This window comes from Rhizobium sp. BK060, from assembly GCF_014193145.1.
Classification (GTDB): domain Bacteria; phylum Pseudomonadota; class Alphaproteobacteria; order Rhizobiales; family Rhizobiaceae; genus Rhizobium.
The window spans coordinates 1-21,215 of sequence record NZ_JACHYW010000042.1 but is presented as its reverse complement, the minus strand read 5'-3'; the positions used below and the strand labels follow the sequence as shown (position 1 = coordinate 21,215).

Here is a 21,215-nt window from a genome sequence, read left to right as displayed (position 1 = left end):
TGCTGTTCAGTGTGCGCCGCCACCAGACATCTGGCCGCTTGGTTTTTTGAGGAGAAGCGTTGCGAATAAAGCGACGACGAGGCCCACGCCAAGCAGAAAGAACGCATCGCTGAAGGCCATGATGTTGGCCTGCTTACGCACGCTGGACGCAATGGCGACAATGGCTTTGTGAGTAGCCGTGGCCTGGTCGCTGACGCCGTGATTCATGAAGTAATTTGTCAGTTTGGCGACGCGATTTCGCGTGGCTTCTTCGAAGATGCTGATCGAGTTCGTGAGGATATTGGAATGGAACTGCTCACGCTTCGATATGAAAGTCTGAAGCGAGGCGATTCCAACCGCGCCACCGAGGTTGCGCATCATGTTGAACAACGCCGATGCGGAGCCTGCATTCTCCTGTTCGATGCCAGCAGTCGCAACGACCGAGAGCGGCGCGAAGACAAGGGCTTGCCCGATGGCACGGATGACATTCGGCCAGAAAAGCTGGTCGGCCGCATAGTCTCCAGTCATGTGCACGTTCATGAAATTCGAGGCAGCGAAGAGGGCGAAGCCAATGGCGATCAGCAACCGGACGTCGATCAGCTTCATCAGCTTGGGAACGAGCGGAATGAGAATTAGCTGCGGGATACCGGTCCAGGCAAGCACCATGCCGATCTGTTCTGAATTGTAGCCCTGGATTCTCGCCAGATAGATCGGCAGCACGAACGCAGACCCATAGAGCGCGATGCCGAGCATAGTATTCGCCAAGATGCCGAAGCCGAAGTTACGGCGCGCGAGGAGCCTCAGATTCAGAAGCGGGTTAGCGGTCTTGAACTCGACGATCAGGAAAAGCGTCAGAGAGACTGCGGCGACGATCGAGAGCTTGACGATGAACTCGGATCCGAACCAATCTTCCTTGTTGCCCTCCTCCAGCACCGTTTGAAGGGCGGCAAGGCCGATCGCCAAGGTGGCGATGCCGGGCCAGTCCCCTTTGGCAAGCAGGCCTAGATTCATAGGAGCTTCGTCTAGCGAGGCCCAGAGCAGAGCGACCATCAGCAAGCCGGGGACGAGGTTCACGTAGAAGATGAATTCCCAGCCGTAATTCTCTGTCAGATATCCGCCAATGGTCGGCCCGATCGCTGGAGCGAACGTGGCCGAAAGCGCAAAGAGTGCCAGTCCGATCGGTTGCTTCGGTTTCGGCAGCAACGTGATGATAATCGTGAAGGCCATGGGGATCAGGACACCCCCAGCAAAGCCCTGGATGGCACGGAGCACGATCATCTGTTCGAGGTTTGTGGCGAACGCACAAGCAACGGAAAAGACCAGGAACAGAAGGGCGTTGGTCAGGAGATACTTCCGGAGGGAGAAGACCTGAGCGAGCCAGCCGCTGAGGGGGATGACCACGATTTCCGCAATGAGATATGAAGTCGAGATCCAGCCGCCGTCATCCTTGCCGGCACCGATCGCACCCTGAATGTCGGCGAGCGACGCGTTGACGATCTGGATATTGAGGACGGCCATGAATGCGCCCAAGGTCGATCCGACGACCGCGCACCACATCCGGAGAGGGCTCATCCCGGTTTTGGCGGATTGAGACGATGCAGCTTGCGGCGGCTCTTTGTTGTTCGCTACGAGCTTGAGTGTAGCCATGACATTGCTCCTGTCGCAGTTGCGGAATCGTCACCACGGTATTTCTGTGATCGGAGAAGAGAGACGGTTACCCGCCAGCGCCCCGTTACTTCGCTTCCGAGAGCTGCGCGAGTCTTGTGTTGATTTCCGGCTCTACGGACATTCCGGACCGGAGCTGAGCCGCGCGGGCTTCGTCATCGATGATGATCTTCACCGGGATTCGCTGGACGATCTTTGTGAAGTTGCCCGTCGCATTGTCCGGGGGAAGCAGGGAGAACTCGAGGCCGCTCGCTGGCGAGACGCTGTCCACGTGCCCTTTCACTTCGAGGCCTGGAAAGCTATCCACCTTGATGTCCACCGGCTGCCCCGCCCGAACGTAGGTGAGTTGCGTTTCCTTGAAGTTGGCAACGACATAGACTGAATGCAGGGGCACCACCGCCATCAACTGCGTGCCAGCGGTGACATACTGTCCAACGCGGATCGAGCGTGCGCCGACTGTTCCGTCGACCGCTGCGACGATACTCGTGTAAGAGAGGTTCAGTTCGGCCTGTTGCGCGGCTGCGGCGGCTCGTTCCCGTTGAGCGACCGCCTGGTCGCGCTGGCTCTTGAGAACCGGCACCCTGTCGTGCGCGGCGATCAACGCAGCCTGGTCGCGTTGGACTGCGGCGGTCGCCTGATCCATCAGAGAGCGGCTTTGTTCCGCACGCGACTGCGTCCCCGCCCCGGTGCTGATCAGGCGCGTATTCCTCTGGGCCTCGGACTTTGCAAAGACAAGCGAAGCATTCGATGCATCGACCGACGCCTGAGCCTGACCGATGACCGATCTCTGCAGTTCGATCTGCGCGTCGATATTCGTGATCGCAGCCTCCGACGCCTTCACGTCGGCCCGCGCCTGATTCAGTGCCGCCTGGAAGTCACGATCGTCGATCCGCGCAAGAACCTGCCCTGCAGTTATGGCGTCGTTGTCATTAACGAGCACCTCCTTGACGTAGCCGGCCACCTTCGGAGCAACCGTCGTGTAGTCTGCCTTTACATAGGCGTTATCGGTGGACTCGATAAATCGGCCGACGGTCCAGTAGTGGTGGCCGAAGTGGACGCCATACGCCCCTCCGGCTAGCAGGACCAAGGCAAGCACACCCTTCTTGACGGCAGATTTCCGGCGGGGAGCGGCAACAGGCGTGGACGCGACCTGTTCGGCGGGTGTTGCTGCGGGATCGTCTCCGTTTATGCCGGGATCCGTGGACTCGAATTCTTCCTTACGGGGTAGTTCAACCATTGCCATCTCCTGCGATCATCGCTCGTGAGCAATCTCTCACGTCCTAAGTGCCCTATGTCGCAGCAATTTATAATTCCTCTCTCACTTTAAAGATTATCCGCTCAGAGTGGATAATCCTCGGATCTCTTCTGCTCGGCCGAGGTTGAGGACGCGCGCCACTTTTTGATTTTCGTTGATCACGGGCTCGGACGAATTTGGGCGCGAGGCCGAACCAGACTGATGAAAAGGGCCGTCGTCTAAAGGCTGGCTGATCTCGAACAGATGCACCCGCGCTGCCGGAGAACAAGCCGGCGCGGCGCGGGCGCGAGATGATCCGACCTGCTAGCGGTACTGAAAACCGAGGTCTAAGTCGGCGAGGATACAGGCGATGAGGCAGCGATCGAATGGTTGTTCAAACGCATGCAGTCGTCTAGTTCGGCCCTAACCCAGCAAGCGGTCAGTAGTCCCAGAAGACTGGCACCCAACGAAAGTGGTCACCGGTGACCGCCACATGGCCGACGGACGGAAACGGTAGATGAGTGGCCACCAGCAGTTCACTGTTCGCCGCCAACTCCCGCAAGAGACGCACCCGGACGCGGGCTGCCTCCTCGGGGTCATGTTCGAAGCCGTTGTACCAGTCGGGGTGTTCGAACCCGACCGCGAACACGGCGTCGCCGGCGAAGGTCAGTCGTTCGCCGCCGGACGCCAGGCGGACGACGCTGTGCCCTGGAGTGTGGCCGCCGGTGCGATGGACGACTACCCCCGGTGCCACCTCGTGTTCCTCATCGAATAGCCGTAGCTGACCACGGTACTCCTTCGAGAACTGCTTGGCGGCCGCCCGAAGCGCGTCCGGGAACCCCGGCGGCATGGAGACGTGAGAAAAATCGGGAGCCTCCCAGAACTTGATTTCGGCGGCCGCCACGTGGATGCGCAGGTCCGGACGCAGGCTGTCCTTCACCCCGTCGATGAGCAGCCCGCCAATGTGGTCCATGTGCATGTGGGTAAGCACCACGTCGGTCACGGACGCAAGATCGATGCCGGCTGCCTCCAGCCGCTTGATCAACTGCCCGGCCCGCGGCAAGTTCAGGTCCGGGTCCAACCCTAGCCCAGCGTCGATGAGTATGGTCTGCTCGCCGCTGCGCACCACGACCACGTTCAGCGCCCAATCATAAGCGTCCGGCGGCAGGAACATGTCGTCCAGCCAGGCGGCCCGGTCCGCGGCGTCGGCATTGTGTCCCAACATCTTGGTTGGCAGCGGCAGCACCCCGTCGCTGACCACCAGGACATCGATTTCGCCGATCCGCAGCGCGTAGCGCGATGGAACCAACTCGCCAGTTCCTGGCTTGCCCAGATGAAAGGTGTTTTCCAAGCTGCTATTTGTCTGCTGCGGATTCATACGGGGTGTTGTTTCGGCCTGCGACATGACGCGCTCCTGTTTTGCGTGAAGACTAGCCTGTCACTCTCCACCCGGTAGGACGCGGATGTCACATACCGTCATGGATCCGGCGCTCGAACCTATGTTTCTGAAAGTGTCACTTTCGAGCGCTCCTTGGTGGCGGCTCCAGCAACCCTACAACCACCCTCAAACGCCTGTAATCCAAACTTAGGTTTGGGATTGGCCGCTAGCCGCAGGCGCTGGGCAAGACTAATTAGCTCTTCTTGACGGCAACGTTATCAAGGACCGCGTGCAGGCCCTTCGCCAACTTCTGCGCGTCGTCATTTGCCGCCGCTCAGAGAGCGCTTGCGGAAAGCTCGAAAGAGACCGGCGCTGTGATCGAGAGCATCACCCTCAGCCTGCCCGGTCAGTCAACGCCGCCCTGTGGATAAGTGGAACGGCGTACAAAACGACGACCGTCACAACGTTACAAAAATTCCATTAACTTATTGCTTTAATTTATATTTTTCAATTTCGAATCTCTCCACTCCGACCATTTTTCCCTAAATTCACGGCATGACTAACGATCGCGGCCTGGCCTCCGAGCGAGAATTGCTGCGGCTTTTTGCCTCCCCCCGCTAAAGCACATGTTCTTGGCTCGCTCCGGAGCAGCAATGGTACTAACGCGCGAAAATTGCGCAGAAACCCGTTGTTAAGGCGGCATAAGGTATCATTCACCATATTCAGCTGCACTTTGTTAACTCTACGGGGAGTCTCAGTATGTCGTTCTTGCGGATTTCACTCACTCTCGTCGTGACCGCACTTGCCCTGCCGGTTTGCGCCGCGGACCTTGCACTCGATGTCCCAGAGATGCCCGTTGCACCTGCCCCAGTTTTCAGCTGGACCGGACCCTATGCTGGCCTGCGCGGCGGCATAGGTTTCCTGAGCAGCGATTTCAGCATACCCGGCGCCAGTTCTTCCGAGGATTTCAACGGCGGCCTGGTCGGCGGCTTCGTCGGCGCGAACTATCAGATGGATACCATCGTCGTCGGTATTGAGGGCGATCTTTCCTACAATTGGAACAAGAAGGATCTGATTGTCTTTGGCACGCCAACAGAGGCAGGTACAGATCTCTCCGGCTCAGTCGTCGGCCACGTCGGCTATGCCGTCGACCGCGCCCTGATCTTCGCCACAGCGGGCTGGGCCACCACGCGTGCCACCATCGATACGCCTGCCGGCGATGCGGACAAGACCTTCAACGGCTGGACGGTCGGTGCAGGCCTCGACTACGCCTTTACCGACAACCTCTTCGGTCGGGCAGAATATCGCTACAACGATTACAGCGACGAAGAGATCCAGGGAACCGACGTCGATCTCGACGAGCAAATCGTTTCGGCGGGCATCGGCGTCAAGTTCTAGCCGCCACCCAGGCTGCAGAGACGGCAAAGAACAGGCGCTCCGATGGGCGCCTTCTACTTCTTCCTTGTGGTCGTTGCGCTCATCGCCTTGTCGCCGGGCTTAATGCCGAGCTTGGCTGTCACGCCGGCATTGAGTTCGATCACGAACTTCACCTCCGTCATCGAATCGATGATGTCTCGTGAGTACGGCACCGCGTTCTGCTTTATGCTGCGGACCGTGCCCGTCGAATCGACAAACAGCATATCGAGCGGCAGGATGGTGTTGTCCATCCACATCTGCACCCGCCGCGAAACGCCGAAATCGAAGATCATGCCGGCGTCTTCGGCCATCTCCTTGCGATACATGAGGCCACGCTGGCGCTGTTCGTTCGTTTCGGCGATCTCGACGATGAAGTTCAGTCGCTTGCCGGAAGCCGTCTGAATGATCAACGGTTCCTTGTCAAAGGTCATCGGCTCTTGGGAAAGAGCCGGACGGGCAATGATGAAAAAAAGCGCCGCAAGGGCGCTTCTGATCCAATGGGCGGGCATACGCATCAGTGCGCGCGGCTCACCGGGCTCGGCACGTCTGGATGGATCTCGGCAGCCATCAAGCCCTTGTCGCCATCGCCGTAACGCACGAGCACAACCTGACCCGGGCGCAACTCGGTGAGACCGAACCGGCGCAACGTTTCCATGTGGACGAAAATGTCTTCCGTGCCTTCGCCGCGCGTCAGGAAGCCGAAGCCCTTGGTGCGGTTGAACCACTTGACCAGCGCGCGCTCAAGCCCGCTCGTCGCCGTCACCTGCACATGCGTGCGAACCGGCGGCAGCATCGAAGGATGTACGGCCGTCGACTGATCCATGGAGAGAATCTTGAATGCCTGATAGCCGCGTTCACGGCGCTGGATCAGCGCGACGATCCGTGTACCTTCGAGAATTGTCTGGTAGCCGTCTCGGCGCAGGCAGGTCACATGAAGAAGGACATCCTGCATGCCGTTGTCCGGGACGATGAAACCGAAGCCCTTGGCCACGTCGAACCACTTGACGACGCCAGTGATTTCAATGAGGTCGACCGCTTCCCCCGCGAGTTGATCGAGGTCGGTGAATTCCTTCGATGAAATCCTGTCAGCCATGTCGCCAGCCCCTCAATACGCGTCACACTGTTACGGTTAACTGATTCTTGAGATCAAGATTAACATGTTGGTAACGGATTAGCGCAAGTCCTACTTTTCGATTATTCCCAATTGCCGATCATACCCCGCTGTCTTGCCCGAAGCTGGTGTTCCGCCACATAAGAATCCAACGCCCCGCATTAGAGAGGAAATAGAATGCGTTATCTCCACACCATGGTCCGCGTGAAAGATCTGGACGCCTCCCTGCATTTTTACACCACGCTCTTCGGCCTCGAAGAAGTCAGGCGCACAGAGAACGAGAAGGGCCGCTTCACTCTCGTCTTTCTTGCAGCTCCCGGCGACAAGGCCGAGGCCGGCGCCAAGGGCGCGCCCTGCCTGGAATTGACCTACAACTGGGATACCGAAGACTATACAGGCGGGCGCAATTTCGGTCATCTCGCCTATGAGGTCGACGACATCTATGCCATCTGCCAGAAGCTCATGGACAGCGGCATCACGATCAACCGGCCGCCGCGCGACGGCCACATGGCCTTCGTGCGCTCGCCGGACGGTATCTCGATCGAGATTCTGCAGAAAGGTGGCAGCCTCCCGACGGCCGAACCTTGGGCTTCGATGGGCAATACCGGCGCCTGGTAAGCCGAGGCTTTTGCGAGGCTTGCGGCTTTTGCGATTTCGGACCTGCGTGTCCGCATCGCGCTTGCCGCAGGCTAATGGCGCAGGCACTCTCCAGCCGACTCAAGGCGAACGACGCGATTTTGGCGCGGCTTGCGCCATCCTCTGGAGAATGCTCGCGTGCTCGCTGTTGAAAAGCGGTTACCTTTCGGACCTGCCCTGCTGATCGCAACATCGGCGACGCTGCTGCTCACCGGCTGCATGTCGGACAAGAAGGCTGCCGATGCCGCGGCCGTCGTCGCCCCAGTCGAACCGGCAGCAGTGGCGCAGCAAGCCGCCGCAACCACGCCTGCCCAACCCGGCTATCGCGATCCCATGGTGGCGAATGTATCGGGCTCTCAGCCTGCGCAGGCTCTGAACGCGCAGCCTATGGCAGCAGGATCGGCCGTTTCTGCTCCCGCCAATATCGGCGGCTTGGCAATGCAATCAACCGGCATCAATGCGCAGGCGATGAGCATCTTTTCGGTACGCACGCTGCCGCAGAACAATCCGACCTCGACCCAACTGCAGCCGGCCGGTGGTAGCGCCTACGCGCCGGTTGGTGTCAGCCCCACGCGCTCGAGCGTGTATAGCAGCCAGGTTCCGGTCGATCAGTCCCAGCAAACACAGCAGGGCCAGCCGCTATTGCCACAGCAATCCTCACAGAACACGAGCGCCCCGACGCAGAGCGCCTCATTCTCGACGGGAGCCCTGGCAGGCCAGACGATGAATGCGCTCTACAGCGCGCCCAGGCAAAACTTGCTCGGCAGTCTTTCCGGATTGCTGCAAAAAGCCTCCCTGCCCGGCATGACGCGGATTGCGCCCAACGGCCTGCATCTTCAAAACGACAAAGTGGAAGTCGGCTGCTTCAAGCCGAACTTGCTGAACGTGATCAAGGCGGTCGAAACGCATTTCGGCAAACCGGTCGTCGTCACCTCGGGCTACCGCGACCCGGACCACAACCGCATGGTCGGCGGCGCCGAAGAATCCATGCACAAGACCTGTGACGCGGCCGACATTCAGATCGACGGCGTGTCGAAATGGGATATCGCAAGCTATATCCGCTCGCTGCCGGATCGCGGCGGTGTCGGCACCTACTGCCATACCGACTCTGTCCACCTCGACACCGGAAAGAACCGGGATTGGAACTGGGGTTGTGGAGGCAGGACTGCTCCGGCGACCATCGCGCACGCCCTGTGACGCTGCTGTTCAGGCGTTCACAACGCTACGTAAGTTCGCTGGATGAATTGCGAACACCGACCAATAGTATTTTGATTCGGCTGCAATAAACGGCATTTCGCACCCGCATAAAATTCCTGCGATTATTATGAAAAAAATCGAATTTGCCGCTTGCGGGATTTAAAGTGCCTGACTATAAGGGCGCCACCGCGAAGGAAGCGCCCTTCGTCTATCGGTTAGGACACCAGATTTTCATTCTGGGAAGAGGGGTTCGACTCCCCTAGGGCGTGCCACTTCAAATTCTCCATTCAATGTTTTCAATACCTTATGAGCGGCATTTGCTAGCGCCGTTTCCCTGCTAGCAGATTTTCGTTTTCGTCCGTTCTCATGGTCACTTCACCTTGCCCATGGCACCCTTAGCCAGCTTCTTCTGGTTGATGTCTGCCACGTAGCGGAGCCCGGTCCCGAGGGAATAACAAGGCTCCCGCTGCCAATCACGCCTCCGTCCGCAAGGGGTGGCACGCGTCCCGAGTTGATGGCATCTAGAAGAGCACGTTGTCGAGCGACCGCTGCGGCGTTGACGACGTTTCCCCGTTGCTGAGTATTCCCGCGCTCTTTCGGAGTCTCATAGCCCAGCCTTGCGTCCGTCAGTGTCCGTCGAATAAAATGGCGCAATGGCTAAGCAGGTCCTCTTCGTTCAAGGAGCAGGCGAAGGCGTCCACGACCACTGGGACAACAAGCTCGTGGCGAGCCTCGCGCGCGAGCTCGGCAAAAGCTATGCCATCCGCTATCCCAGAATGCCCGGTGAAGACGATCCTAGCTACTCAGTCTGGAAGGCTGCCTTGGCGAAAGAGTTCGACTCGCTGGGGGACGAGGCAATTCTCGTAGGTCACTCGTTCGGCGGCACCATTTTGATCCATGCGCTTGCCAAGCAGCCGAAGCTGAGATTCGGTGGGTTGTTTGTCATCGCTGCGCCGTTCTTCGGTGAAGGCGGATGGCCAAGCGACGACATGGGTGACTGCGGCGACGTCTCAGAACGCCCTTCGCCCGGCATTCCCCTCTATCTCTATCATAGCATTGACGACGCGGAGGTGCCCGCTACGCATGTTCATCTCTATGCGAAAGCGATTCCGCACGCCGTGGTTCGGATGTTCGAACGCAAGGATCACCAGTTCAACAATGATTTGAGCGACGTCGCGCGGGACATCCGTTCACTGTACTAAGCTGAGGGCATCGGTTCGCGCCCGGCCAAGCAAGACCAAACAAGTCGTCGCCATCTCCGCTTTCACAAAGCTCGAACGTCTTGTCGAACTGCCTGTTCGTTCCTATTTCTTTGCCTGATGCGCCCTTCGTCTATCGGTTAGGACAACAGATTCTCATTCTGTAAAGAGGGGTTCGATTCCCCTAGGGCGTACCAGACCTCTCGATTGTGGATTGCACGCAGGATGGCACGTACGCGCCACTGGCGCGATCACACTCGTCATGTTTGCCGATCATACCTCGCGATCCGTCTAGGTCATAAAAATCAGCCTAACCTGCATAATCCGCTCTATTTCGACGCGACGACAAGCAGACCCACCGTTTTCTGACGACGCTTTGCGAGCATCTGATTTCGCTCGAGAGCGAGCTGAACCGCCTGGATAGCCGCGTTGGCGATGGCGATACGGGCTCCACCGTGGCGACAGGAGCGCGCAGTATTCTTTCGCGCATCGACACGCTGCCGCTGAAGGATCCCGCCGCCTTGATGGCCTCGGCCGGTGAGATCCTGAGCACCAGCATGGGCGGCTCCAGCGGCGTGCTGCTCTCGATCTTCTTCACGGCCGCATCCAAGGCCATGGCGGAAAAGGCTGATATCGCTGCCGCCCTGCTTGCCGGGCTCGATCGGATGACGTTCTATGGCGGAGCCAGTGTCGGCGACCGTACAATGGTCGACGCACTGGCTCCGGCGCTTGCTGTTTTAACATCAGGTAATGTCGCCGGAGCGGCAAAGGTTGCGGCAGCCGGTGCCGAGTCGACAAAGGCAATGCGAAAGGCAAAGGCGGGCCGCGCCTCTTACGTCGGCGAGAAGGATCTGGAGGGCGTGCCGGATCCGGGAGCTGTCGCTGTGGCAAACGTATTCGAGGTGGCGGCAACGTTGATATAAACAGGGCGGACCTCCGTGCAATCAGAAGCCGCTGATCAGTTCTACCTTCGAGCCGTCAGTGAAGCGCGAGAGTCGGAACGCGCTCGCGTCCACGACAGGCGCCCTGCCCGTGACGATGTCAGCCATCAATCGTCCAGCTGCCGGCCCAATTCCGAAGCCATGCCCGGAAAACCCGGTAGCAATGTGGAAGCCGGGAATGGCGTCGACCGCCGAGATGACAGGCACGGCATCCGGCGTAACATCGATGTAGCCGCCCCAACGCTGCGCGATTTCCACCTTCTCGAACATCGGAAACGCCCTCTTCAGGCCTCCGAGTGCATCCTGCGTCAACTTCTTCGAGGGCACTGGATCGAGAACCCGGTGATACTCGAACGGACTTGCGTCATCCATCGACCAGCGCCGCGGAATACGCAACTCGTCGAAGTAGCGGCCAGCAAGGCGGAAGGAAAGCGACTTCCACTCCGACCTCAAGGCCGGCAGAAACGCTGAAGCATAGCGGAACGAGGCTGGCACGATATCGACGATGTTGTCGTGTCCGCAGGCGACGGTATAACCACCGTCCTGTCGCTTGCGGATCGCGAAATCCTTCGCCCAGATGGTCTGTTCCGGGCCACCCTCCAGCGGCTTTATGCGCATCACGCTGTTCAGCACCTTGAGCTGCGGCAGGTCGATGCCGAACCGACCGGCAAACAGGCTGGACCAGGCCCCGCCAGCCAGAACCACAGCCTTGCAGGCGATCGCACCACGCTCCGTCACTACGCCGCTGACGGCGCCTGCCGCGGTCTCGATGCCGCGTACGGCGCATTCCGTCAGAATGGTCGCTCCCTTATCGCGCGCCGCTTCGGCGATCGCCGGTGCCGCCTTCTGCGGCTCCGCCCGGCCGTCAGCCGGAGTGTAGAGGGCTCCGGCGATGTCCAGCCTGGATTCGGGAACAGTCTCGGCGAATTCCCGCGCCGTCAGCATGCGGGATTCGATCTCGTAGCCGTCCAGATTGGTGCGCCAGCGTTCGTGGTCGGCCTGTTCCTTCTCGTTGGCGCAGATGAAGATGATGCCGGCGCGCTTGAATCCCGCATCGCGCCCCGTGCGCTTGTCGAGGCCATCCCAAATTCTCAGCGCCTCGGCCATCAGCGGCACCTCGCGCGGATCACGCATCGAAATCCGCACCCAGCCCCAGTTTCGGCTCGACTGTTCCTTTCCGATCCCGCCCTTCTCGCAGAGCGTGACGCGCAAGCCACGTTCGGCGAGCTCCAGCGCCGTAGAGCAACCGATAATGCCGCCGCCGATCACCACGACGTCGCACTCTTTCGGAAGTTCCTCGTCACCATGGACGGGAACGACATACGGACCGGGCATGAGGGATTGTCTCCTGGCAGGGCTTCAAGATCGTTCGACTATGGTAGCCCTACAACCCCGCCACGCGTTTAGAAACCCTGCCCACGCTTTTGTCAGATACCTGCCACTCTTAGGATTGCTTGAAGGCAAAGACATCGACGGGCTCGCCCAATCCCCTGAGGGGGAACGAGCCGAGGCTTTCCATGCCCTCCTCACACGTCGCCATCTCGACGAAGGCTCTGGAGAAGAGTACCGGACGCTTGATCTCCTTCGTCAAGCTTTCCAGGCGCGAGGCGACGTTGACCGCGGGTCCTATGACCGTAAAGTCGAGCCGCCGGCGCGAGCCGATGTTGCCATACATCACGTCCCCAACATGCACGCCGATGCCGTAGCGCAGGACCTCGCGACCATCACGCCCATTCTGCTCGTTCAGGGCGGCAACAGCGCCCGCTGCCTCCTTGATCGCCGCCAGCAGGTTCCTGCAGGCCATCGGATCGGCCAGCGGGAAGATCGCCAGCATGCCGTCGCCCATGAACTTGAGGATCTCGCCGCCATGTTTTTCGATCGGCTCCGACATCGCGTCGAAATAGCCGTTGAGCAAGTCGATCACGTCGTCGCGAGGCCACTGATCCGAGATCGTCGTGAAATCGCGTAGGTCACAGATCAGGATTGCCGCACCGACGGTCGTACCGCTGCCGCGTGTCGTCGCCCCGGCAAGGATCTGTCCGCTGGCATGGGGACCAACGTAGGTTTCCAGCAAAGTCCGCGCGAGAATGTTTTTGATGCGAATCTCGGTGACAAGCGTCAAGGCAGGCAAAATGTCCTTGAGGAAGGCGATATGTTCCTCTGCAAAGCCGCCGGGCCGATCGCTGGAAAAGGTCGCAATATGCCGTTTGCCAAGCGTGTGTTCCATTGGCCAGGCGATATACTCTGTGAGCCCGTCACGTATCAGTTCGTCATAGAACTGATGGTGGCCGTCGCCGTCGCGCATCGTCTCGAGGTTTTTGCGGACTTCAGTCGCACCGCTGAAGATCTCGTTCACGGGGCTGTTGCGGAACTGCGGTGTGTTCTCGACACCGTAACCGAATGTGTCGATCTTGGCCTCGGCCAAACCGGTTTTCCAAAGAATACGTGCTCCGAGCCATTGCGGATGGAGCGTCCTGAAGTGCAACGATGCGCGCGCGACGGGTACACCCTCGTCCCGCAGCCGCTGGCACATTTGCACGAATATGTTGTCGATGAAGCGCTCGTCGCGCGTTTCAGTGACCAGCCAATCAATGATCTTTCGCCGACGCGAGGGCCACACGCCTTCGCTCTGGTCCATGAAATACAAAGGCACGTCGGAAAGGGATTGCATGGCTACGCTCCACAAACACAGTCGCTTCCCGATTGAGGGAAGACATTACTCATCCACTAGATGGTGCACGACACGTCAGATTGAAATAGCCGAGACCATCCGAGTATGATTCGTGCTGCTTTTAGCCGAGCATACGCCGGGTCTCTGCAATCGTCGCGGCGCTCGCCGCCAACGGCCGATATTCCAGCCCGATCGCACCACCGTAGCCATGTTCGACGAGCCAATCGACGCGCCGCTTAAGGTCGATATCGCCGCTGCCCGGCTCGTTCCGTCCGGGATGATCGGCGATATGGATGTGGAAAACCCGGTCGATGTTGCCGCCAATCACCTCGGCCGTGTCCTCTCCCATGACGGCGGAATGATAGACATCGTAAACGATGCCGATCTCCGGACGGCTCGTCGCCTTTACGATCTCGATGCCTTCGACCGTTGAATGAAGGAAATAGCCAACGTGATCGATCAACGTGTTGAGTGGCTCGAGACCAAGGCGGACCCCGCTGCCCTCGAGAATCTCGCCAGCGGCGGTCAGGGTTTCGACCAGCGCCGCCTTCTGCTCTTCGCGAGACTTGCCGGGAAGGTCATCGCCCGCCTGCGCAATCAACGTGTGGGCACCGAGGCGCCTGGCCATTTCCACGGAACCTTTCAAGCCTTTCAGGAACGCGTCCTTATTGGCGCGATCGGTAAGGGCAATCATCGGTTCTGCAACAAAACTACTGAGTTCTATACCGGTTTCCGTCAGCGCCCACTCGATGCTGCCGATATCCTTGTTCGTCCACTTCCAGAATTCGACGGCCTCCGCGCCATGTGCATGCGCAAGCCGGATCCTGTCCGCAAAGTTGTCGGCTTCGGCTGCGAACAGCCATTCGATGCAAGCGGAAAGTCTCATGGCGGCCTCGCTCAATCGGGAGCTTTTCTTCCTGACAATAGTCGAGCAGCGGCGACAGGCATATGGCAAAAACCTTCCATGCTCCGTTTCTGTCTTGACGTCATATTCAGCATTGCTAACGTGCAGGTGCGTATTAATCTCCCAACTACGCCCGTCATCATTGACGGGCGTATCTTTTCCGGCTCGACGTAGAAGACAGGATTTGCGGCAGAGGGACGATGGCTGCTGTGGGCGTATCGTTTGGCAAAGCAGGCATCGTAATGGTGGTAGCCGGCTTTCTGCTGGCGTTTCCACGGATGGCCCATTCCCAGCCGCCTGCCGCCACATCGCATCGCGTCTGCGTCTATTCGCTTGCGGTACCGAACTCCGGCGAGCGGCTTTGCATCACACGCGAAACATATGGCCGCGATCTCTGCGTCGCGATCGATCACTTCGCGCGGGAAAACCACCTACCGCCGGAATATTTCGCCCGCCTGATCTGGCGGGAGAGCCGCTTCAGGGCGGGCGCCATCAGCCCCAAGGGCGCGCAGGGTATCGCACAGTTCATGCCCCATACGGCCAGGCTGCGCGGCTTGAGGGATAGTTTCGATGTCCTCGAATCCCTCAAGGAATCAGCACGATATCTCGACGAGCTGCGAACACGCTTTGGCAATCTCGGCCTTGCGGCCGCAGCCTACAATGCCGGCGAGCAGGGACTTGCAGACTATCTCGATAAAGGCCTGCTGCCCTTCGAGACGCGCAGCTACGTCCTTGCCATTACTGCGAATACGATCGAACAATGGAAGAACAACCCTCCTGATGAGGCCGCGCAATTTCTGACCTCGGACAAGCCCTTCATCGATGGTTGCATCGAGCTTGCCAGCAAGCGCCGGCTGACCGAAACCGCCTCGGTTCAACAGGGGCCGTGGGCACCGTGGGGCGCGCAGCTTGCGGCACATAACAACGACGCAGCCGCCCTTCGCCTGTTTTCGGCGGCCGCACGTCAGCTTCCGGCATCGCTCGCGGGTGAAGAGCCGGTCATCGTACGCGTGCGTGACCGCAGCTTCGGCTTCAGGCCGCGCTACGCAGCCCGTATCGGCAGGCAGACACGCGCCGAAGCCGACAAGGTCTGCGTGACCGTCCGCGCCGCCGGAGCGGCCTGTACCGTTTTTCGAAATTGAGACAGTTTCGAATATTGCAGCGAAGACTTTTCTAGCGCGGCCATGAACATTGGCGCGAGTTGTGCGTTTCCCCCGCGGGAGGAAAGGCCATGCACAGCACATCAAACAGACAGATCAGAAATCCGGGGCCGCGGGGTCGGAGTATCGTCAACCAAGGCAGACGCACCGGCGCCGATTCCGCAGAAGAGCGCAAGCTGCACAAACTCCTCAAACGCCACGCCCCTGAACAAGATATTCAGCCGAGTGGCATCAGTAAGCCGCCGAAACTTCGATAGCGGCCGCCGAACCGAAAGTATCAGTCGGTCAGGAAATCCGGGGCAGTCTGCTGATAGGTCAACTTGAGTGTTCCATCAGGCTGGACCACGTATTTCTCGAACGTGCGGTAACCCCATTTTCCCAGGAACGTGTTCTTGATCACCGTTCCAGGTGGGTATGGTGAGTGCGCGACGCGTCCATAGGTCAGGCTTCCAGGTATGGGCTCAAGCGGCGGCACAGTTGTGTTGCAGCCGGCAAGCGCCATTGCAACGAGTATCGCGGCATATCTCACGGTTTCCTCCCATGCCGACCCTTAAAAAGCTGGCCGCATGAGAATGCGGCCGGCTTTATGCGCGATCGCCGAGCGATTGCCGGCGAGACACTGTTAGCCTTGCGGCGTCAACGTCATGGACGTTCCGGTAGCAGCAACATTGATGCCGAGCTGGCCGGTGACGCTCAGCGTCTGCAATTGGACCGAGCCGCTAGTGCCGCCAACGAGAATGTTGGCACCGACACCAGCAACAAGCGTCGCTTCAGCCGATGCGCCTTGATAGAGGCCACCCAGCGAACCGCGATGGTATCCCGTGGTCGGTGCAAACACCTCCCATACGATCCGGCCGCGCGTGGTGAACCCGACATCGACGCCCAACTTACGGATCGCGCCGGTGTATCGATCCTGCGCCTCGCTACCCGAGGTCGGGCTGAAGACGCAATCAACCGATTTTGCCGAACCGAGGACGTAACCGACGCCACCACCGACATCGCAAGTAAGTATCCCGATCTTGACCCCGTCACGCACGTCGGCCTCGGGCGCTTGGTAGGTGGTCGCCAAATCGGCCGCGACAACGCTTGAGGCCAAGGCTTGCATCAGGGATGCGGCAGCAACAACGGTTGCGATCTTCTTCATCACTTTCTCCTTGTATTGCACGGCGATAGATAGCGTATCGCTGCGGTTTACCAATGCCGTTGATGCATGGCTGCCCTTCGTATCTTGCAGCCTAAATGAAGCTATTCGGGAAGCATCCGCGCCGTCGCGACCGGCACGACACTGCCTACCTGGTCGCCAAACAGCGCGATCACGGCGAAGCACAAAGGCGTCGCCGTGATCCGTGTGCTCAGACCGTGAGGTAGTCCGAGCTAGTTGAGATTTTCGAACTGAGCCATGTTCTGCTGGGTCACGAGCTGGAACGGGATCCAGACCTCGCGATCCAGTTTCTCGCCTCTCACGGCCTTTAAGGCTGCGTCAATCGATCCCTTGCCCTGCCCCTTCGCGTCCTGGAAGACGGTGACCTTCAGGTCTCCAACCTTCATTGCCTGCAGGGCCTCAGGCGTGGCGTCGATGCCGGCGACGAGGATCTTGTCGGTCGACGCACCTGAATTCTTGAGTGCGGCAATGGCACCCAGCGCCATTTCGTCATTGTTGGCGATGACCGCATCAAATTCGAGACCCGAGGTCAGCCAATTCGAGACCAGATCGGCACCGTTGACGCGGCTCCAGCTTCCGACTTGCTCCTGAACCACGTTAAGGCCGCTGCATTCGGGCGTCTTGATAACGTCATGCACATCCTGCGTCCGCTGACGGGCGGCCTGGCTGGTCAGATCACCAATCATGATAACGACATTTCCCTTGCCGCCGAGCATCCGACAGACTTCCTTCGTCTGCAGCGTCCCGGATTCGACTTCGTTGGAACCAACGAAGGCCTGCTGCTTGCCGAGCGTCGACAGATCAGTTGGCTGCACGTTCACGTAGATGAGCGGAATGCCGGCCTCTTCGGCAACCTTGCTGAGCGCGGGAGTGCCATCGGAATCGACAGGATCCACGATGATCGTCGACACGCCGCAGCTCGCAAAGTTGCGAACCTGATCCAGCTGCTTGTTGACGTCAGTCGTTGCATCTTCGATCTGCAATTCCACGCCGATCGACTTGGCGTAGGCGTCCATACCGTTGACGATCAGGGTCTGGAAGTTGTTCGACAGCGTTCCCATTGAAACGCCAATGCGTTCGGCGGCATGAGCTTGAGTTGCAAGCACCAGTGCGAGCGCGCTGGCGCTCAAGAGTTTAAACATGTTCTCCTCCCAGAGATGGTGCGGCACCCGATGTCCGCATCAAGACGGTAGCTGCGCCCGCTTCCCTCGTCCGCGAAAATTGTGATGAAAAAACCTCATCTTGAGAGGTTCGCCGGCATCTATGAAAGCAAGAGCCCGGCGTATCGCCGGGCTCTAAGCTCAGGAGGATGATTGATCTCTCAACTTGCCTGCTGCTGTCCGCGCGCCTTCTTTTCCTGGCGCCGGCGCGCCTGCTCCATGAACCGCTTGTCCATCCGCTCCTGCGCCTCAGCCGAGCCGTCGTGGAAGGTGCCGAACCACTTGTCGAGGGGGATCACACCGTCAGCGTAGTTGCACTCGAAGTACTTATGATGGAGGTAGTGGTCGTAGGCGTGGGTGTCGATCGCGCTGTCCTCGCCGAAGACGATCTTGTCGAAGCCGGCATGACCGGGGGCTGGAGCAAGCCCTGCATGCACGAGGTGAAACATCGCATGGACGGGGTTGGACGGCACGATCCAATGGATCACCACGCCCGAGAAATAAAGCAGATGCTCGACGGGATGCATGGCCAGGCCGGACCAGGGGCCGGGATTGACGTTGTTGTGATGCAGCTTGTGGACGGCATGGTAGAGCGGCGGCCAGTGGATCAGACGATGCACGAGGTAGAAATGGAGGTCCCGAAACGTCGGAACAAGAAGCATGATGATGCCGCAGTAGACCGGATGATCCGCAAACGAGACGTAGGGGATAATGCCGTTCGCAAATGCCCAGAGCGTGACCGCCTCGAAGGCGGTCCAGATCGGGACCGCGCTAGCGAAGGTCCAGATCACGTTGTCGATGGTCTGATTTCCGAAGAGAAACGCGTCGTTGCCGACCGACGGCCATTTGGCATTGTACTTGAAGTTCGTTCCCTGCTTGCGCTGCATATAGAGGCGCAAATGGAACATTCCGAAAAACATGAACACGAGCGCCGCATTGCGCACCAGGAGATACGCGATCCAGCCGATGGAGAAGGTCTTCGTCGTTTCGAACGACGGCGTCGCGTATAGCCAGAGCACCGTCCCGACGACGGCATAGAGGACGTTCCAGGGCATTAGATATCCCGGATAGCCAAAGACCCACTTCAGAAATCGGATCGGCCGAACCGGCCAAACGAAGACAGGTGGGTAGGTGAGCAGTTTGGACGGCGCCCAATCGCCCCTTTTGTTGCGCTTTCCATAAAGTGTATCGTCCATTGCCACTCCTCCGCATCGATTAGCTCTGAAAATACCGAAGCAGTCGGTGGGAGCCCACACATTGCTTGAGGTGTTTTCCTCATTTTGCAACTGTGCTCATATGCTGCCGCTGACCGATAGTCTCGGCAGGAGGAGCCAAACATGTCCAAAGTGACTCTGAAGGATGTCGCCCGAGAGGCGAAGCTCGGACTGGCGACCGTCGAACGTGTCATCAATGGCCGCGGTGGCGTCACGGAGAAGACCATCGAGAAGGTCATCCGGGCAGCAAAGAAGCTCGAATACGGGACACGCCAGTCGCATTTCAACCGCGGCGCAATCCGCATTGAGGTCATCCTCGTTCGCCCCGAAACGAGCTTCTTCGCCCGGCTGAATCAGGCCTTCGAACGGATCGCCGCGTCGCTCGACAAAAATGTCATTCTGCACCGGACCTTCGTCAAGGAGAGCGATCCTGTTGGCATGGCGCGTCACGTTGCCAATCCGGCGTTCCGGCGCTCCGGGCTGATCATATGCGCACCCGACGATCCGAGGGTCAGCGCAAGTCTCCGCAAGGTAAGCGCGGCCGGCGTGGAAGTGGTTCAGATCGTTGCCCGTTGCGATCCCGATATTCCGTTCGTCGGCATTGACGACTACGCAGCCGGTCGTTGTGCCGCCTACTACATGACCGGCATGCTTGGTTCCCGCGGCGGAAGGCTGGTTGCCCTCTGTCATAGCGGTGCCTACGCAAATCACCGCCAGCGCATCAAAGGATTTTCCGACTACATCGCCGAGAAAGGTTCTCCGGAGCATTCCTTCTGGCTTGTCATGTTCGGCCATGACGACGATCTTCAATCGGCTGAACTCTTGAGCGAAGCGCTTCGCCACAACCCTGAGATCATCGGCGTCTATTCGGCAGGTGGCGGCGACGAAGGCGTGGCGATCGTCCTGCAGCAGTGGGCTAAGCAGAAAGATGTCTTTTGGGTCGGCCACGAGCTGACGGACAAGAAGAAGCGCCATTTGCAGTCCGGTCTCATGGACATATGCATCGACCAGACGCCCGAGGTTCAGGCGCGCCGGGCTGTCGACATGATCCTGCACAAGCTCGACATTGTCAGAGCCGAGATCATAACCGATCCCGTGCGCTTCATGACGATCAATGCCCAGAACGTTTAACCGCTTTGCATTTGATCAAAACACCTCAACGAACGCCTCGCCACGACCGCAATTTCATGCTGTTTAGCCCTCAACTGAACTTGTGGAGGCGCTGATGCAATCCCTATCCGTCTTCCAGTCGCTTTGGGCTATGGAACGTCGCAGCGCCATCCAGCCTGAACTCTCGCTTGAAGAACGCATCGAGCAGATCGCAGAAGCCGGCTTTGATGGGGTAAGCGCCCATTGGTACGACCGGAACTACGTCAGGCGCTTGCACTCGCTCCTGAAGCCGCACGGCTTGAAGGCTGAAGGCCAATGCTTTCCGAAGAGTGTGGATGACCTGAAGCCGGTGCTGGAGAACGTTGCCGAATATGGTGTTGCCCATATCTGTCTGCAACCCGACGTCCGGCTTCGCCGCGTCGAGGACTGTCTTCCGCTACTCGAGGGCTGGCAGCGACTGAGCGAGGAAGCGAAGATTCCGGTTTATGTCGAGACCCATCGCGACCGGATGACGACCGACCTCTTCTTCACCCTCGACCTCTTGGATCAACTTCCCAGTCTCCGGTTGCTCGGCGATCTGTCGCACTTTCTTGTCGGGCGCGAATTTGCCTGGCCGGTATCGGCCGAGAACCATGGCATGATCCATCGCATCCTAGACAGTTCGTGGTCCTTCCACGGACGTGTCGCCTCGCGAGAACAGGTGCAAATAGAGATCTCGTTCCCTCACCACCAGCCGTGGGTCGATCTCTTCATGGACTGGTGGGAGTATGGCTTTCGGAGCTGGCGACGCCGGGCTGGCCCCAATGATACGCTCGCCTTCACCTGTGAACTCGGCCCAAAGCCCTACGCCATCACCGGCCGCGACGGGCAGGACACTACCGACCGGTGGGAGGAAGCACTGCTGCTGAAACAGCGCGTGAAGGAACTCTGGGCACGCACCGCCTGACAATTGATCGAAAACAACAATCTGGGAGGAATTCGACATGGACGTTCGCGCCGCCGTTGCCGTTGAGGCTGGCAAGCCGCTTGAAGTGATGACCGTTCAGCTGGAGGGGCCACGGGCCGGCGAGGTGCTGGT

The 21,215-nt window shown here is 59.2% G+C and carries 19 protein-coding genes, 2 tRNA genes and 1 pseudogene; 10 read left to right on the top strand and 12 right to left on the bottom strand.

The window, feature by feature from the left end; genetic code table 11:
* Positions 1-6 precede the first annotated feature (6 nt).
* The 3 genes from FHT71_RS29365 to FHT71_RS29355 form a co-directional block, all read right to left on the bottom strand.
* The gene (locus FHT71_RS29365; protein WP_183723066.1) at positions 7-1,626 is read right to left on the bottom strand and encodes an MDR family MFS transporter; all 1,620 of its coding nucleotides are present in this window, start codon (positions 1,624-1,626) and stop codon (positions 7-9) included.
* An 85-nt stretch (positions 1,627-1,711) separates the two neighbouring features.
* Positions 1,712-2,881: an HlyD family secretion protein gene (locus FHT71_RS29360; protein ID WP_183723064.1), complete on the bottom strand. Its 1,170-nt coding sequence runs from the start codon at positions 2,879-2,881 to the stop codon at positions 1,712-1,714.
* 436 nt (positions 2,882-3,317) lie between these two features.
* The gene (locus FHT71_RS29355) at positions 3,318-4,256 is read right to left on the bottom strand and encodes an MBL fold metallo-hydrolase (protein ID WP_183723090.1); all 939 of its coding nucleotides are present in this window, start codon (positions 4,254-4,256) and stop codon (positions 3,318-3,320) included.
* Between the two features lie 759 nt (positions 4,257-5,015).
* Between FHT71_RS29355 and FHT71_RS29350 the strand changes: the two genes are divergently transcribed.
* The gene (locus tag FHT71_RS29350; RefSeq protein WP_132595038.1) at positions 5,016-5,654 is read left to right on the top strand and encodes an outer membrane protein; all 639 of its coding nucleotides are present in this window, start codon (positions 5,016-5,018) and stop codon (positions 5,652-5,654) included.
* 53 nt (positions 5,655-5,707) lie between these two features.
* Here the strand turns inward: FHT71_RS29350 and FHT71_RS29345 are convergent, their stop codons facing one another.
* Together FHT71_RS29345 and FHT71_RS29340 are read right to left on the bottom strand one after the other, a co-directional pair.
* Positions 5,708-6,187, bottom strand: a complete 480-nt coding sequence (locus FHT71_RS29345; RefSeq protein WP_183723062.1) for a DUF192 domain-containing protein — start codon at positions 6,185-6,187, stop codon at positions 5,708-5,710.
* Positions 6,187-6,765 (bottom strand): cold-shock protein, encoded by a 579-nt coding sequence (locus tag FHT71_RS29340; protein WP_007535143.1) that lies wholly within the window; start codon positions 6,763-6,765, stop codon positions 6,187-6,189. Before FHT71_RS29340 ends, FHT71_RS29345 begins: the two co-directional genes overlap by 1 nt.
* A gap of 195 nt (positions 6,766-6,960) precedes the next feature.
* Here FHT71_RS29340 and gloA point away from each other — a divergent pair, with 195 nt between their 5' ends.
* The 6 genes and pseudogenes from gloA to FHT71_RS29310 form a co-directional block, all read left to right on the top strand.
* On the top strand, positions 6,961-7,401 hold the full coding sequence (gloA, locus tag FHT71_RS29335; protein WP_007788571.1) for a lactoylglutathione lyase: 441 nt from the start codon (positions 6,961-6,963) through the stop codon (positions 7,399-7,401).
* A 156-nt stretch (positions 7,402-7,557) separates the two neighbouring features.
* The gene (locus tag FHT71_RS29330; RefSeq protein ID WP_132595034.1) at positions 7,558-8,616 is read left to right on the top strand and encodes a D-Ala-D-Ala carboxypeptidase family metallohydrolase; all 1,059 of its coding nucleotides are present in this window, start codon (positions 7,558-7,560) and stop codon (positions 8,614-8,616) included.
* Positions 8,617-8,813: 197 nt separating this feature from the next.
* A tRNA-Glu gene (locus FHT71_RS29325) sits at positions 8,814-8,888 on the top strand.
* A 381-nt stretch (positions 8,889-9,269) separates the two neighbouring features.
* Positions 9,270-9,818, top strand: a complete 549-nt coding sequence (locus tag FHT71_RS29320) for an alpha/beta fold hydrolase (protein WP_132595205.1) — start codon at positions 9,270-9,272, stop codon at positions 9,816-9,818.
* Positions 9,819-9,937: 119 nt separating this feature from the next.
* Positions 9,938-10,012 (top strand) — tRNA-Glu (locus tag FHT71_RS29315).
* Positions 10,013-10,180: 168 nt separating this feature from the next.
* A pseudogene (locus tag FHT71_RS29310) lies at positions 10,181-10,738 on the top strand (DAK2 domain-containing protein); the annotation flags it as partial.
* Positions 10,739-10,759: 21 nt separating this feature from the next.
* Here the strand turns inward: FHT71_RS29310 and FHT71_RS29305 are convergent.
* The 3 genes from FHT71_RS29305 to FHT71_RS29295 all read right to left on the bottom strand — a co-directional run bounded on the left by FHT71_RS29305 (position 10,760) and on the right by FHT71_RS29295 (position 14,313).
* Positions 10,760-12,091, bottom strand: a complete 1,332-nt coding sequence (locus FHT71_RS29305; RefSeq protein ID WP_183723060.1) for an FAD-binding oxidoreductase — start codon at positions 12,089-12,091, stop codon at positions 10,760-10,762.
* A 109-nt stretch (positions 12,092-12,200) separates the two neighbouring features.
* Positions 12,201-13,427 (bottom strand): adenylate/guanylate cyclase domain-containing protein, encoded by a 1,227-nt coding sequence (locus tag FHT71_RS29300; protein ID WP_132595209.1) that lies wholly within the window; start codon positions 13,425-13,427, stop codon positions 12,201-12,203.
* Between the two features lie 121 nt (positions 13,428-13,548).
* Positions 13,549-14,313, bottom strand: a complete 765-nt coding sequence (locus tag FHT71_RS29295) for a TIM barrel protein (protein ID WP_132595211.1) — start codon at positions 14,311-14,313, stop codon at positions 13,549-13,551.
* 218 nt (positions 14,314-14,531) lie between these two features.
* On the opposite strand from FHT71_RS29295, the gene FHT71_RS29290 reads away from it, so the two are divergent.
* Positions 14,532-15,473: a lytic transglycosylase domain-containing protein gene (locus tag FHT71_RS29290; protein WP_132595213.1), complete on the top strand. Its 942-nt coding sequence runs from the start codon at positions 14,532-14,534 to the stop codon at positions 15,471-15,473.
* A gap of 295 nt (positions 15,474-15,768) precedes the next feature.
* Here the strand turns inward: FHT71_RS29290 and FHT71_RS29285 are convergent, their stop codons facing one another.
* The 4 genes from FHT71_RS29285 to FHT71_RS29270 form a co-directional block, all read right to left on the bottom strand.
* Positions 15,769-16,020, bottom strand: a complete 252-nt coding sequence (locus FHT71_RS29285; RefSeq protein WP_183723058.1) for a hypothetical protein — start codon at positions 16,018-16,020, stop codon at positions 15,769-15,771.
* Positions 16,021-16,113: 93 nt separating this feature from the next.
* Complete coding sequence (locus FHT71_RS29280) at positions 16,114-16,635, bottom strand: DUF992 domain-containing protein (RefSeq protein ID WP_183723056.1); 522 nt, start codon at positions 16,633-16,635, stop codon at positions 16,114-16,116.
* A 230-nt stretch (positions 16,636-16,865) separates the two neighbouring features.
* Positions 16,866-17,795: a sugar ABC transporter substrate-binding protein gene (locus tag FHT71_RS29275; RefSeq protein WP_183723054.1), complete on the bottom strand. Its 930-nt coding sequence runs from the start codon at positions 17,793-17,795 to the stop codon at positions 16,866-16,868.
* A 179-nt stretch (positions 17,796-17,974) separates the two neighbouring features.
* The gene (locus FHT71_RS29270; protein ID WP_132595215.1) at positions 17,975-19,009 is read right to left on the bottom strand and encodes a sterol desaturase family protein; all 1,035 of its coding nucleotides are present in this window, start codon (positions 19,007-19,009) and stop codon (positions 17,975-17,977) included.
* Between the two features lie 141 nt (positions 19,010-19,150).
* Here FHT71_RS29270 and FHT71_RS29265 point away from each other — a divergent pair, with 141 nt between their 5' ends.
* Positions 19,151-20,158: a LacI family DNA-binding transcriptional regulator gene (locus FHT71_RS29265; RefSeq protein WP_183723053.1), complete on the top strand. Its 1,008-nt coding sequence runs from the start codon at positions 19,151-19,153 to the stop codon at positions 20,156-20,158.
* Positions 20,159-20,252: 94 nt separating this feature from the next.
* On the top strand, positions 20,253-21,083 hold the full coding sequence (locus tag FHT71_RS29260; protein WP_183723051.1) for a sugar phosphate isomerase/epimerase: 831 nt from the start codon (positions 20,253-20,255) through the stop codon (positions 21,081-21,083).
* The last annotated feature ends 132 nt before the right edge of the window (positions 21,084-21,215 follow it).